This is a genomic window from Marinobacter sp. AL4B (assembly GCF_019916045.1).
Classification (GTDB): Bacteria; Pseudomonadota; Gammaproteobacteria; order Pseudomonadales; family Oleiphilaceae; genus Marinobacter.
In genome coordinates, this window is sequence record NZ_JAILWZ010000010.1 from 83681 (window position 1) to 97254 (window position 13574).

Consider the following 13574-nt stretch of genomic DNA (forward strand, 5'->3'; position numbering starts at 1 on the left):
GGAAATTTTAAGATGAGTGCTATCAATCCCAAGCGGCAGGTTATTTCCTGCAGTGCTCAGGAATGGATTCGAGAGTACATACGAACAGAGCGGCGAGCGGAGGTTATTTATCGGCATCCATCGGGGCAAATGATGATTGTCCATGAAGTTTTACACGATATATTAAGTCGGGCTGGTCACGATTTTTTGGTACTAGGAACCGGAAAAGTGCTTGGCGTTGAACGTGTCCTGATGATCGACGGTCGAGAGTTAACGAAACAGTAACTCTGCGGTAATTGCGATCGAACAGCTGGGGCTCTACGCTAGAAACACTGCCGACATGTACCAACAGAAGGAAATGTTATGAACAAGCTAACACTAAGTGCACTCGCTCTCTTGATGACGCTTGGCCTTGCAGCGTGCAGCTCCGAAAGCGATGAAGGCGCTGATTTCGAGCAGGCTGGCGAAAACGCTGCGGAAATGATGGATGACGCCGCCGATTCTGCGGAAGAGGGCATGGAAGAAGCGACCGGAACCGACGAGAGCGCGTTGGGCGAAGTTCAAGAAGGCTTTGAAGAGGCCGGCGATAAAATGGAAGAAGCCGCTGACGACACCAGCGATGCGATGGAAGAAGCTGCGGACGATGTTGCCAATTAAATTTATAGCATCAGCAGTTCTTAAAAAGGCGCCGTTAAGGCGCCTTTTTTTATGTCTTAAAACACTGTCTCCCAATGGTAATTGAACTGACACGAAATCGAGGCGCGCTTGTCATACAAGGTCAGGACACTGATCTCTCGACAATGCCGGATGGCTCAATAATTCGAGAGAGAGAAATAAAGCATGGCTAAGCACGATCTTGATTCAAATTATCTGGACCCTAACTACGAGCCTGTGGTGAATCACTCGGGTAACCGGCCCTTCGGTCAGGTGCTGACTACACGAATGCAGCGCCGTGCGGTTCTTAAAGGGTCGGTAGGCGCCGCCTTGGCGAGCCTGGTTGGAGTAGGGCTCGCGGGCTGCGGGAGCAGTGATGGCGACGGGTCAGCCTCTGCGCCTGATGGCATCGGTGGTTCAGGTGGTGGACAGGCTGACCTTTCTATAGGTTTCAACGCGGTGCCCGTTTCCGATGCCAATCACGTTGTTGTGCCGGAAGGTTATGCCACAAAAGCGTTCTTGCCGTGGGGTACCCCGATTACGGGTAGCTACCCGGCCTACAAGCCGGATGGCACCAATACTGGTGCTGAGCAAGAACAGCAAATGGGTATGCATCATGATGGCCTGCATTTCTTCCCCATAGATCTGAAAGCGGGAGGTAACAGTTCCACCGAAGGCTTACTTGTGATGAATCATGAGTACATCAACCAATCCGCTCTCCATGCTAACGGCCCGACGGGCGCAAGCAGTAATGCGGGTGTGCGCCCTGCCGATGAGGTCCGCAAGGAAATTGCTGCCCATGGTGTGTCAGTGGTCCACATTAAGCAAGACAGTAAGGGTACGTGGGATATAGTGTTTGGCAGTCCCTTCAACCGCCGAATCACCGGTGGCACCGAAATGGAGATACGAGGTCCGCTCCGAGGCTACGATAAGCTGGCGACGAAGTTTAGCTCAGCAGGCGAGCGCACTCGGGGTACTTTGAACAACTGTGCAATGGGGCCAACCCCTTGGGGGACCTATTTGGCAGCTGAGGAAAACTGGCATGGGTACTTTGCCAATAAAACGTCGGGTGATCGTCCCCGTGAGCAGATTCGCCACGGTGTTACAGGGAGTTCCCGTTACGACTGGGAGCTGGCGGATAATGGCGCCGATGCCTATGTGCGCTTCGATGTGACTCCAGGCTCAGGGGCGGCGGCTGACGATTACAGAAATGAGGCCAACACATTCGGTTTTATGGTCGAGATTGATCCCTTTACTCCGGAAAGTGCTCCGCAGAAACGCACTGCCTTGGGCCGCTTCGGCCATGAAGGTGTGATTTTTGCGCCGGTGAGAGAAGGGCAGCCTGTGGTTTGTTATTCCGGTGATGATTCTCGTTTTGAATACATCTATAAGTTTGTATCGTCGAAGCCATATTACGCGGCGACGGCGGGTGGCTATTTGTTGGACGAGGGCACTTTGTATGTGGCTCGCTTCAACGAGGATGGCTCCGGCGAATGGCTGCCGTTGGACCTGAAGGATGCCGGTTTCGCCGCAAAAGTCACCGCGGCAGCGGGCACCAACGTGGGCGAGATTGCCTTTGATGGCTTCGACGATCAAGCTGATGTCTTGTTGAACACCCGTTTGGCGGCAGATATCGCCGGAGCCACCCCGATGGATCGGCCGGAATGGGGCGCCGTTGATCCGAATTCGGGTGAGGTTTATTTCACACTGACTAATAATTCCAAGCGGACCGAAACTCAGACTGACGCAGCCAACCCGATTGCCAATAACCAGAATGGTCACATCATTCGCTGGAAGGAAGCTGAGAATAGTCACGCGGCTACCGGTTTCGATTGGGATATTTTCGTGTTCGCCGGCGACCAGGGCACTGAAACGATGGTGGATGGCGAAGCCGTTGTCACCCTGAACGACGACAATATCTTCAACAGTCCAGATGGCTTGTGGTTCGACTACAACGGCCGATTGTGGATTCAGACCGATGGCCGGGATGAAGCGCCTTATCAGAACAATATGATGCTGGCGGCGAACCCCGAAACCCGGGAGATCAAACGCTTCTTTGTCGGACCTTTTGGTTGTGAGGTGACCGGTGTAACCGGTACGCCAGACATGGAGACCATGTTCGTCAATATCCAACACCCGGCCGCCAATTGGCCCGATGCCAACGATCCGAGGCCAAGGGATGCCACTGTGATCGTGACTCGAACAGACGGCGGCGTAATCGGAAGCTGATCCAGTGGAAAAAAGGTGAGGTCAGTGGTTGGAAAATAGCGGGCTTTGCGAGAGGGTAAGCCCGCTATGCTAGACTGGAGGAAATCCATTTCCAGGAGCCCTACCATTGGCCGAACCGGAATTCATTCCCCGCAACGATGACCCCCAGAAACCGTCCACCGATTCAGCGCGCAACCTCGCGATTGTCGTTTATATTCTGCAAGCACTGTCGTTTTTTCTGGGCGGTATTACCGGCCTGGTCGGGGTGATCGTGAATTACGTCAAAATGGACGACGTTCGTGGCACCTGGATTGAGAGTCATTTCCGTTGGCAAATTCGCACCTTTTGGATAGGCCTGCTTTGGACGGTGATCGGAGTTGTTACAACACCGCTGATCATCGGCTGGTTTATTCTGTTGGGGACGTCCATCTGGGTAATCTATAAAGTCGTAAAGGGTGCTCTGGCCCTAAACGAGGGTCGGATTGTTTAATTACGCTTTTTACATTTCGCCCAAGCGGGCGAGATGCCATTTCCTCCCTCTCTCTTTATTTATTGAAATCTCGTAAGGCAATGATGTAGCCCGCACTGTGCCTGTAGTTTTAGTAGCCCTACTTTTTTCTTTTTGCTAATGTGACCCAGTTCCTTGTCTGAGCGGCCAAGTTAATGTTTTGCATTTTGGCCCAAACTGCATTGCGTTTTAGTCGATAGTGTTGCATCCAGTTAATGAGCATGAAAGGAGGGCGTTTCAAATGACAAGAAGGATATTTCGAGCGTTATCAGTGGCCGGTTTATGTGTCGCCGCATTACCACTGGCGCAAGCCAAACCGGTTCAGCACGAAAGTGAGGTTTCCGTTCTCGGCAGTTACATCAAGCCGGATAACGATCGTGTTGATGAATACGGCACCGCAATGCGGGCCATGTACAGCCATCGATTGAGTCAGCACTGGTGGCTTGAACCGCAGTTCTTTGCGGGGATTTTCGAAACAGGTGTTAATGGTGGTACAGACTTCTACCAGCAGGGATTGGGTGCTGATTTCAACTACCGCCTGTTTGGACCTGAGACTTTCTCCCCTTATATCTCTATCGGCGGCGGCGTTTCACGTAACGATGTGTTCAACAGCTCCAGCAACGAATTCAATGGTTATGCGAACGCCGCTCTGGGTTTGATTTCTTCCCCTTTCTCTAAGTCTGGACTTCGCCTGAGAGCCGACGCGAGATACCTGTGGGATGCTTTTGAAGAGGACTATTCGGATCTTCATTTTAGTGTTGGTTTAACCGTTCCTATCGGTGCGACGCGCACTCGCATCGTCGAAAAAACCGTGGTCATTGAAAAGCCGGTTGTGGTTGAGAAGAACTTGGCCGATTCAGACGGTGACGGCGTGGTAGATGGTGTTGATCAGTGTCCGAATACCTTGGAAGGTCTTGAGGTTAACGCTGTTGGTTGTGTGGAAACCAACCAGGTGCAGACCGTTATTCTGCAGGGCGTAACCTTTGAATTTAACTCTGACCGCCTGACTGCAAATGCGAGAGACATTCTGATCAGCACGGCTGATGCTTTGAAAGGCCAGACCGATCTCAACGTTGAGCTGGCCGGTTACACCGATAGTCAGGGTTCTGCAGCCTACAACCGTGAATTGTCGCAAAAACGTGCGAACGCAGTACGCAATTACCTCTTGGATCTAGGCGTTGCCCCTAAACAATTGACCGCCACTGGCTATGGCGAGGCCAATCCAGTACGGAGCAACGACACCGAAGAGGGTCGTGAGCGGAACCGCCGCGTTGAATTCAATGTGGTATCGGATACAGCCGGAGAGGGTGCTTGATCATGAAGTTGAATAATTTGAATTTCCCTTTAATTTTATTGTTTACCGCATTGCTGGCGCTGGCCGGCTGTGAAGCCGATGGCTCGAGTGATGGCTCTAGTGTTAACGGTGGCGGGGAGAACGTTGACAACCCGAAAGATTTTGACGGAGACGGAGACGGCATTCCTGATAACGAGGACTCCTGCCCTAATACCATTAACGACGGTGTTGATTCAGACGCCGATGGTATTGATGATGCCTGTGATGACGAAACCTCCAATGAGAACGACATTGATGGTGACGGCGTCCTCAATGGTGTAGACAACTGCCCGCTGGTTGCCAATTCGGATCAGCTTAACACTGATCGTGATTTGTTCGGTGATGCCTGTGACATCGATTCCGATGGTGACGGCATTGACGATAAAGTAAAGAATACTGATGGTAGCTACACCGACACCGGTGCAGATAACTGCCCTCTGATAGCCAATCCTTCTCAGGCGGACCGTGATAATAATAGTGTTGGTAATGCCTGTGATACCGATGCAGACGGGGATGGTGTTGACGATAAAGCGCTGGATGCGGCTACCGGCCAGTTCTCGGTGATTGATCCGGCGGATGGTGGTGATAACTGCCCTCTGGAAGCGAACTCCGGTCAGGAAGATACAAATAATGATGGCGTAGGCGATGCGTGTTCGGATGACGACGATGGCGACGGTGTTGTTACCGGCGATAACTGTCCGTTAGTATTCAATCCTAATCAGGAAGATACCGATGGTGATGGCACCGGCGACGCCTGTGACGTTGACATGGACGGTGATGGCGTAAATGATAAAACCGATTTAGGGTTTGGTAATTTCGGACCGGTTTTGCTCAATTCGGACAACTGTCCGTATGTGCCGAACGGCGCGGACCAAGCAGGCATTGATGGTGTTGGCAACCAGACTGATTCCGACGGTGACGGCATTGGTGATGCGTGCGACCGAGTCGATAACGTTGCGTTCTCTTGCGGCGTTGGTGAGCAGTTCGAACCGATGCTGACCAGCAGCACCGTCAACGGCGAAAGCCTTGGTGTGGTGGCTTCCGCCAATGAAACAAACTGTTTGTTGCCACTTGGATTGCTGTGCAATGTGAGCGATGAAAACAATGTCGTCGATGAGGACCTGAGTAACTTCGCGACCATTCAGAATACCAACTTGCTGGGTCTGTCGAACGTTAGCCTGCGCGTAGCGGCGACCTCTGGTTTTGCGTACCCAGGGCAAAACGTGATCGGCGTGTCAATCGCAGAGGCGTCGCAGTTGGTTCGGTTAGGCCTGTTGACCAACGGTGGTTTGAAAGTACGGACCCTGCTGAATGGCCAAATTCAGGAAGAGTCTGACGGGCAGGTAGGGGCAGATCTGGATTTGCTGGGTGTCTCTGGTCTGTTGGGTGGCGATGAGGTCGGATTCTTGGTGTTCCAGACTTCTAAGCGCTTTGACTCAGTCGAAGTTGAGAGTGGTGGTTTCGAGCTGCTGTCAGTGCTGGATGAGTTCAACGTGCACGCCGTGTGTGCGTCGAAAACCGATGTTCAGCTGCGATAGCGACGACTCGACGTAAGAAAAAGGGCCGGCAATTGCCGGCCCTTTTTTGTTGTTCTCGCTTCATATCTTGGCTAGTCTTCCGTCACTTCATCCAGCCTCAACGCACTGATCATCCCTGTAAACCCCATTAGCCCCAGTACAATAATGACCGCGACATCGGAAATTAGCGAAATAGCCGCGGTAAGCCCTCCGGTTGCCAGCAACAAAATACCAATCACTGTGTTACTCACTGAGGTGTAGTCCGTGCGTTTGTTGCCGCCGGCCATATCTACCAAATAGGTCTTACGGCCAAGGCGAACGCCGGCGTGGGCGATGCTGAGGATGAAGAACGCTATGGGATAAAACCAGGCACCGCCGAAACCGGGGCCGAAAACGAGGGCCAGGCATCCCACGGTTACACAAATGCCACTGGCCATTGCTGCGCCACGGATCATCACGCGGCGGCTGGAAGTGTCTGCCGCCCAGCCCCAGAAACTGGCGCTGAGAGAACTGGCCAAGCTGCTGGCGAGCAGGAAGACGCCAAGCATCCAGCCAATGTCGGATTCTTTCTGGGCCATGACTACAAAGTATGGAGAGGCCAGTGCGGAACATAGCAACAAGGCTCGGGTAATGACAAAATTCCGAAACAGGGCGTCGGTACGCAAGAGGGATAGGCTTTTGATGGCTTCCGCCAAGGCGTTTCCGCCGCCATCGGTTTCACCAGCGTACTCTTCCACTCCGGCAAACAGTAAGCCCGCGATAATCCACATGCTGGCGGCGAGTAACAGCAACAGGGCGTAAAAGTCGATGCTAGGATCGCCCCGGTCCCAGAATAGCAGTGCGGTGAGAATCACCGTCGCCGTGCCGCCCAAGGTGCTAGCCAGGCCGGACAAGCGCCCGCGCCGTGTCTTCGGGATGCATTTGCCCTGCACATCTTTCATGGAAACCGAACAGAATCCGCGCGAAAGCGAGAACACGATGAGGGCAGCTACAATGCCACTACCCGCTGCATAGCCTTCAAGAAACCACACGCTGGCAGCCATGGCCATCACGCTCACGGCCTGCCCGAAACTGCCCAATGTCCAGAACCATTTGCGCACCGCTTTGCGGCGAACCCAGGCGCCGATCACCATTTGCGGCACCATTGAGCCCGATTCACGAATGGGCACCAGCCAAGCCACCAAAGCGGGTGCACCGACGGCGCTCATCAGCCACGCCAGAACGGTTTTCGGGCTGATTAGCAGGTCGCCGAGCTTAGTCAGTACGTTGCTGAACAAGATTAAGAAAAAATTGCGTGGTACTTCCCGGCAGGCTTCGGCAGGAATGTCTTTGCAAACACGGGCATCTTCTTCGTTGGCGATCAGGCTGTATAGCTGATCAATCGAATAGGAGGACTTTTCGGACAAGGTGGCTACTCCGGCAAAGGATTTCGCCAAGCATAGCAGGAGCCGGGAAGTTGCTTAAGGGCCGGTTGGTGCAGTTATGGCTGGCTACACCAAGTGATGATCCCAATACAGTGGCAGTTGGGCAATGCCCTGAGCCGGCTGGTGTGCGCCAAGCCGAACCAGTTTGCCTTGGCCCGAGGAAATCAGGAAGTCACCGCCGGCTAATGCCTGCACGCCCGAACAATCGGGAATCGAGGCTTTTGCGAGCAGCTTGCCGGTGCTGCCTTGAAAAACCACTGCCGTGCCGCCGACGGGGGATGCTGCAGCCACTAGATCGTTTTCCGGGTGGGCGATGACGCTGGCAATATAGTTGGCGAGGCCCGCTTGGGTTTCATCGTCAAAACGCAGTTCGGTAAGCCGGTTGCCTTCCATGCGGGCAAGCAAGGCCGGCATTTCGTGCCTTGGGCCTTGGTGTTGGTAGGCTACGTAAATTTTGCCGGAAGGGTGAACGTCCAGGTGGCGCAGGCTTTGTTGATGGTGGCTCGGGGTCAGGCGGCCAATAATCTCTCCCGAGCGGCGGTCCATCAGAATCAGTGCCGATGTCATGGTGTCGAGATTGAGTTTAAGCCGGTCATAATCCGGGTGGGTGAGAATGCCGCCGAGGGCGATGGCCAGGGTTTCGCCGTCCGGATGTAGGGTGATTTGGTGTGGGCCGATACCGGCCAATTCGAAGGTGTTTACCCGTTGGTAGTTTTGCTCGGCATCATAAACCGCCACGATGCCCTCGCCGGGCTCGTAGCGGCTGGCGGTGGCATAAAGCCAGCGCCCATCCGGGGAGAACACGCCGTGGCCCACGAAGTGTTCACCTTGCGCGGCTTCAATATTGTGAAGGCGTCTACCGGTAGATGCGTCCAACACATAGAAGCTCCACCCCGGCCGGCGCTCGAAGAACACCAGTTGTTTGCCCTCGGGACGAGTGCAACCGCTGTGGCAACGGGTATCCACTGGTGAAACCCAAAGCGGCTGACCTTTCAAGTCGAAAGCGCTAACACCGAAGGTGCCATCGGGTTTGCCCACCGCTGCCGAGTACTGCTCGGGGTTAAACCCCGACTTTCTTGGCATTAAGCTGCAGCCACTCAGGCTTAACGCAGCAGTGCCGGCAAAAGCTGTTTTCAGGAGTTTGCGTCGGCTTCTATCCATTACATCTGGCCCTTCAGTCACCGTCGCTGGAATTGAAGCCCCGAACAACACCCAGAGCAACAGCGGCTTGGTCGTTGATCAGGGTTGCGAGCTGGGAAACGTCAACGTATAGCCCTTGCAGTATGCGAAAGGCGTTGTCGTCAGACAGCAATGCGGTCATCGGCCGATCAGCTTCCGGAAAGTTATCCAGCGCAGCATCAAACTGGCGTTGGACTCGCTCAGCCAGTTGTAATTCACCCTTTTGTTCCAGAAGTCCCAGAAATTCAGGCATGAAATGTTGCTGCAACCCGCGCAGGGTGGCTTCTACCGATAACAGGCTGGTGCCACTGCGCCAGGCGTCGGTGATGTAAGGATTGCGCTTGCCATTGCCGCGTAGCCCCATGGGTTTTGCTAACCGCCGCTCCTCAAGAATCTCCAGTGCTGCCATGGCCGACTTGAGGGTAGAAACGTGATAGACCTCGGTGTTTAGGTAAGGCGTTTTGAAGTTTTGCCAGTCGGCACTGAGCTGTTTGCTGTTTGAAGCAATATGCTGGGTGACAGTGGTCAACAGAGCGCAGCTGTGGGGGGCCGGCAGAGCACTTTCGCCGGTGGACAATGCCTCATCAAACAGCAGGTATTCCAGCATGGGAAAACCCTGAACCGCTACGCCCGATTGTTCAATAATGTTGGTGGTGATCGGCTGATCTGATTTTGTCAGGTAGCTGGCTTTGCGGGCAACCAGATTTTTAGGGTCTGGCCAGAATTGAAACTGCCAGGCCAGATTGTCGTTCTCCACTGGTCCGAAATCGACAAAACGCACCTGTTGCCAGGCCATAAAGGCATCACGCCAGTGTTGCTCGAGCTGCTCCCTTTGCTTCTCGTCGGGTGCTTCACAGTAACGGTTGGCTTGCTCGGCAAGCTGGCTTGTTTCGTCGGCGAGCAGGTCATAGCCCGATTGAATTGCCGGGTGCCAGCCCGCGCGGGCACTTTGTGGCGCATCCACCGGTGTGGCCGCGAAACTGACAGAGGCGGCAACGGCTAGGGTCGAGGCGCAAAAGGCTCGAATGATGGGCTGCATGGCAACTCCTTAAAGCGAATTGAGGAAATCGATCAGTGCTTGTCGGTCACTGGCTGACAATTGGCGGTATTGATCGGCCGTTGTTTGAGCTTCGCCGCCGTGCCAAAGAATGGCTTCTTCCTGCGTGCGGGCGCGGCCGTCATGCAAGAAGCCCGCTTGTGGATTCACTAGTTTTGCCAGCCCGGTGCCCCACAAAGGCGGAGTGCGCCATTCGTTGCCGTCGGCCAGAAATTCATCACGCCCGTCTGCCAGTGCTGACCCCATGTCGTGTAATAACAGGTCGGTATAGGGCCAGATGGTCTGGTTGCTAAGATCTGGGCGATCAGCGACTTGGCCTGTGGTGTGTTTGGGTGTGTGGCACGCTGCGCAGCCGATTTCGTTAAAGCGCTTGGCACCTTGCTGAACGGATTCCTGATTCAGGTTACGCCGGGCGGGAACGGCCAGACTCTTGGCGTAGAAGGTGACAAAGCCGGCGACTTTATCGGTGACTTCCGGCGCGCCGCCATCGGGAAATTGCTCACAATTCTGCTCAGCTGTGCAGTCGGTAGTGGGTTTCAGGCTTGAGGTCAGCCCCATGTCGCCTGCGAATGCACCCATGCCTTGCTGGTGCACGTTAGGCTCTGCAGCCTTCCAACCAAAGCGGCCCGGTGCCGTCTGTTTTGTTGCCAGATCCCAAACCTGATTCAGTTTGCCGGAAATGCCGTTTTTGTCTTCGTCGTCGGGATCGGTCAAAGCCTCAAGATCGCCGATTGGAATGGCTTCCAGCAAACCCATGCCGATCATTTGCGGTGCTACGCGGGGAGAGATCAACAGACTTTTCGGTAGAGGGCCGTAGTTCGGGTTGTCGATGTGATACACCGGTTTGCGTAAGGAAATCTGATGGCCATCGGGTAACGTTTCAGTGACCGGTTGCCATTCGATACGTAGGTTGGCTTCGGGCTTTGCAGCTGGCAAAGCTGCGGTCTGGAGCTGAGCACCATAAACAGGAGCCGGTTTGAAACCTTGCGTGCGGAGTATGTCCGCATCTTTCAGTGGATCTGCGGGCACCGCTAGCCGAAGGAATAGAGATACGGTTGGTTCGTCCACTCCCGGAGGATGGCCACGGCCATCTTTGATGTGACAGCCCTGGCAAGAATTAGTGTTGAACAGCGGCCCAAGACCGTCCCGGGCATCGGTGCTGGCGGGTGCTTCAACCCAAGGATTCCGGAAGAAACTGTTACCGACACTGAAATCCAGCCGTTTGGTCATCGACAAGTTGGCTTGGGGCAGTGAGTAGGCATTGGTATCGGATTGCTGAACCGTGCCTTCACCACCGGTATTCGGTGTGGTTTGTATCGGGTAACCAGCGTGGCTGGCGGCGAAAACGGGAACGCTGGCCATAGCCAGCGTTCCCCAGATCAGTGCGTTTTTCATCGTGCCTCAGAATGCGTGGCCGGCATCGTCAGGGGACAAGGCTTCAATACCGAGCTGGCGTGCGGCTTGTTCAATGGAACCGGTTTGTTCAACAAGCGCCATAATCGCATTATTGACGATTTGCGCACCCTGAGTGTTGCCCGGCGCGATCATAGTATCAAAGGCCATTGGGTTTTCGCTGCTTTCCGCGTGTGCTTTCAGTTGCCCCAAGGCTTTCATAGATGCATCCAACTGAGCGTTCAGGCGGGCATCCAATTCAGGATTGTTGGCTTCCACGAGATCAGACAGCGACGGGCCGCTGACCTCGCTGCCGTCGGCTCGGCGGTAGGTGCCGGTGTAAACGTTCTGGATACCTTGGCCATTGTAGTAATGGGAGTTATGAGTGTTGTCGCTAAAGCAATCGTGTTCGTCTTCGTAAGAGTTGGCTTCCAGAGCCACTTTCATGCGCTCGCCTGCCAATTCACCCAGAGACAAAGAACCCATGCCAAACAGCATTTTCTGTACCGCTTCGTCTACATCGCCGTTTGTCAGTTCGTTGCGGTAGTTGCTTGCGCTGCCTGGGGCCCATTGCGCCACCATCCATTCCAGATCGGAAACCAGAAGATCTGTTACCGCGTCCAGGTATTCACCACGGCGTTCACAGTTGCCGTTGGTGCAGTCAGAACCTGTTGCGTAATCGGTAACAGGGCGCTCACCGGCACCTTGTTCGAAGCCGTGCTGATCTTGGCCCCACAGCAGAAATTCGACCGCGTGGTAGCCGGTGGCTACGTTGGCTTCGGACCCTCCAATTTCGTTTAGATCCGCGAGCAGTTCCGGAGTCAATACGGTTGTGTCCAGGGTTTTTCCGCCCACGTTCACGCTTGTGTTTGCTATGAGATTGGCTGTTGCGCCCGCGTTGCCCAATTCGTACTGGTAATCGTCGGTTTTGACGTAATCGATCAGTCCTTCATCCAGCGGCCACGCGTTCAGCTGGCCTTCCCAGTCGTCTACGATGGTGTTGCCGAAACGAAACACTTCCGTTTGCTGGTAGGGCACACGAGCTGCCAGCCAGGCTTCTTTAGCTGCTTGCAGATTGGCTTCTGAGGGATTGGCAATTAGCTGGTCGGTGGCTTTATCCAGAGCCTTAGCCGTAATCAGCGCATCTTGGTAATTGGCGTGGGCCACATCCGCATAATGGGAAACCACAGAGGCTTTGGTGACCGGCTCAGTCTCGGCGGCGGAATTGTTGAGAGCGCAACCTGTGGAAAGGGTGGCGGCAATAGTAAGGGCTAGTGGAGCCGGGCGGAACAAAGCGGTCATTGGAAACTCCGAGCATTGTGGGTGTGACTAGCAATAGGAAGTATTAGCGTTTGCATTATGAGGGGGTGAGCAACGTTGAAGCAAGATTTTTTGATTTGTAGCGACACTGGACGTTTGCAGGGAGTTGTTTGTGCGGGGTGTCTGCGGCTTAATAGGTGGCTGGAATCAGGAGACTGACATGTTGAGTTATCTTCACGCCTTTCACGCAGGAAATTTTGCAGATGTTCAGAAGCACGCCGCATTGACCTTGGCGCTGGTCATGATGCAATCCAAGAAAACCGCCATCGCGTGTTTTGATACTCACGCCGGCAGTGCGATCTATGATCTGACCAGTGAACGGGCGAGAAAAACAGCTGAAGCTGATGCCGGTATCCACCACTTGTGGTCGTTACGTGGAAAGTTGAAATCACCCGACTGGCAGCCAATGGTGGAGTTGTTGGGCCGCGTAAACAAAGGTTCGGACACTTTGTCTTTGTACCCCGGCTCGCCCGCCTGGCTGGCGAATTTTGGTCGGCCCGGAGATGCGATTGCTGCGTTTGAACTGCACCCGACCGAGGGGAAGCATTTGGAAGCATGGGGCGAGAAGAACGGTGTTCGCGTTCAGAATGAAGATGGATTGAACGGGTTGTTAAAGTGTTTGCCACCCGCCCAGCCCCGGCTGCTAACGCTGATCGACCCGTCTTATGAAGTGAAAGATGAATACGGCCAGGTCGTGAAGACTTTGACGCACGCCTGGAAGAAATGTCGCCACGGTGTATTTCTGATTTGGTACCCCATTCTGACCAGCGGCCTGCATCAACAATTGATTGCAGGCGTGGCGGGAAGTGGCGTACGAAAAGTGCTGCGTAGCGAAGTGATGCTCGATCAGCCACCGGGGCGTGGCATGGTTGGTTCTGGCATGTTGGTGGTTAATCCACCATGGGGCTTCGATCAGCGGCTTAGCGATATGCTGGCGGAGCTTGAGGGTGAGGCTAGACTAGGACTGTCGGCCAGTCTTTCTTGGCTGGTACCCGAATAACAC

The 13574-nt window shown here is 54.3% G+C and carries 12 protein-coding genes and 1 pseudogene; 8 read left to right on the plus strand and 5 right to left on the minus strand.

Going from position 1 to position 13574, the window contains the following annotated elements; all coding sequences use genetic code 11:
• Positions 1–12 precede the first annotated feature (12 nt).
• The 7 genes and pseudogenes from K5L82_RS02455 (at position 13) to K5L82_RS16705 (ending at position 6220) form a co-directional block, all read left to right on the plus strand.
• Positions 13–264: a hypothetical protein gene (locus K5L82_RS02455; protein ID WP_223133040.1), complete on the plus strand. Its 252-nt coding sequence runs from the start codon at positions 13–15 to the stop codon at positions 262–264.
• A gap of 78 nt (positions 265–342) precedes the next feature.
• Positions 343–636: a hypothetical protein gene (locus tag K5L82_RS02460; protein ID WP_133004802.1), complete on the plus strand. Its 294-nt coding sequence runs from the start codon at positions 343–345 to the stop codon at positions 634–636.
• Positions 637–819: 183 nt separating this feature from the next.
• Positions 820–2862 (plus strand): PhoX family protein, encoded by a 2043-nt coding sequence (locus K5L82_RS02465; protein WP_223133041.1) that lies wholly within the window; start codon positions 820–822, stop codon positions 2860–2862.
• 106 nt (positions 2863–2968) lie between these two features.
• On the plus strand, positions 2969–3331 hold the full coding sequence (locus tag K5L82_RS02470) for a DUF4870 family protein (protein ID WP_223133042.1): 363 nt from the start codon (positions 2969–2971) through the stop codon (positions 3329–3331).
• A 259-nt stretch (positions 3332–3590) separates the two neighbouring features.
• Complete coding sequence (locus tag K5L82_RS02475; RefSeq protein WP_223133043.1) at positions 3591–4664, plus strand: OmpA family protein; 1074 nt, start codon at positions 3591–3593, stop codon at positions 4662–4664.
• Between the two features lie 2 nt (positions 4665–4666).
• Positions 4667–5203, plus strand: a pseudogene (locus tag K5L82_RS16700) (thrombospondin type 3 repeat-containing protein); the annotation flags it as partial.
• 12 nt (positions 5204–5215) lie between these two features.
• On the plus strand, positions 5216–6220 hold the full coding sequence (locus tag K5L82_RS16705; protein WP_410505846.1) for a thrombospondin type 3 repeat-containing protein: 1005 nt from the start codon (positions 5216–5218) through the stop codon (positions 6218–6220).
• Positions 6221–6291: 71 nt separating this feature from the next.
• On the opposite strand, the gene K5L82_RS02485 is transcribed toward K5L82_RS16705, so the two are convergent.
• The 5 genes from K5L82_RS02485 to K5L82_RS02505 form a co-directional block, all read right to left on the minus strand.
• On the minus strand, positions 6292–7605 hold the full coding sequence (locus K5L82_RS02485; RefSeq protein ID WP_223133045.1) for an MFS transporter: 1314 nt from the start codon (positions 7603–7605) through the stop codon (positions 6292–6294).
• Positions 7606–7689: 84 nt separating this feature from the next.
• Complete coding sequence (locus K5L82_RS02490) at positions 7690–8784, minus strand: DUF1513 domain-containing protein (protein WP_223133046.1); 1095 nt, start codon at positions 8782–8784, stop codon at positions 7690–7692.
• A 13-nt stretch (positions 8785–8797) separates the two neighbouring features.
• Positions 8798–9841 carry an imelysin family protein gene (locus K5L82_RS02495; protein WP_223133047.1) on the minus strand — a complete coding sequence of 348 codons (1044 nt, stop codon included), beginning with the start codon at positions 9839–9841 and terminating at the stop codon, positions 8798–8800.
• A gap of 9 nt (positions 9842–9850) precedes the next feature.
• Positions 9851–11254 (minus strand): di-heme oxidoredictase family protein, encoded by a 1404-nt coding sequence (locus tag K5L82_RS02500; protein ID WP_223133048.1) that lies wholly within the window; start codon positions 11252–11254, stop codon positions 9851–9853.
• Between the two features lie 6 nt (positions 11255–11260).
• The gene (locus K5L82_RS02505; RefSeq protein ID WP_223133049.1) at positions 11261–12553 is read right to left on the minus strand and encodes an imelysin family protein; all 1293 of its coding nucleotides are present in this window, start codon (positions 12551–12553) and stop codon (positions 11261–11263) included.
• Positions 12554–12731: 178 nt separating this feature from the next.
• On the opposite strand from K5L82_RS02505, the gene K5L82_RS02510 reads away from it, so the two are divergent.
• A complete protein-coding gene (locus tag K5L82_RS02510; protein WP_223133050.1) occupies positions 12732–13571 on the plus strand; it encodes a 23S rRNA (adenine(2030)-N(6))-methyltransferase RlmJ in 840 nt (279 codons plus the stop codon).
• Positions 13572–13574: the final 3 nt, after the last annotated feature.

Bases quoted from the DNA above. Each gene is read 5' to 3' on its own strand.
- K5L82_RS02455 (WP_223133040.1), top strand. From the start codon at position 13: ATGAGTGCTATCAATCCCAAGCGGCAGGTTATTTCCTGCAGTGCTCAG.
- K5L82_RS02460 (WP_133004802.1), top strand. From the start codon at position 343: ATGAACAAGCTAACACTAAGTGCACTCGCTCTCTTGATGACGCTTGGC.
- K5L82_RS02465 (WP_223133041.1), top strand. From the start codon at position 820: ATGGCTAAGCACGATCTTGATTCAAATTATCTGGACCCTAACTACGAG.
- K5L82_RS02475 (WP_223133043.1), top strand. From the start codon at position 3,591: ATGACAAGAAGGATATTTCGAGCGTTATCAGTGGCCGGTTTATGTGTC.
- K5L82_RS02490 (WP_223133046.1), bottom strand. From the start codon at position 8,784: ATGGATAGAAGCCGACGCAAACTCCTGAAAACAGCTTTTGCCGGCACT.
- K5L82_RS02495 (WP_223133047.1), bottom strand. From the start codon at position 9,841: ATGCAGCCCATCATTCGAGCCTTTTGCGCCTCGACCCTAGCCGTTGCC.
- K5L82_RS02500 (WP_223133048.1), bottom strand. From the start codon at position 11,254: ATGAAAAACGCACTGATCTGGGGAACGCTGGCTATGGCCAGCGTTCCC.
- K5L82_RS02505 (WP_223133049.1), bottom strand. From the start codon at position 12,553: ATGACCGCTTTGTTCCGCCCGGCTCCACTAGCCCTTACTATTGCCGCC.
- K5L82_RS02510 (WP_223133050.1), top strand. From the start codon at position 12,732: ATGTTGAGTTATCTTCACGCCTTTCACGCAGGAAATTTTGCAGATGTT.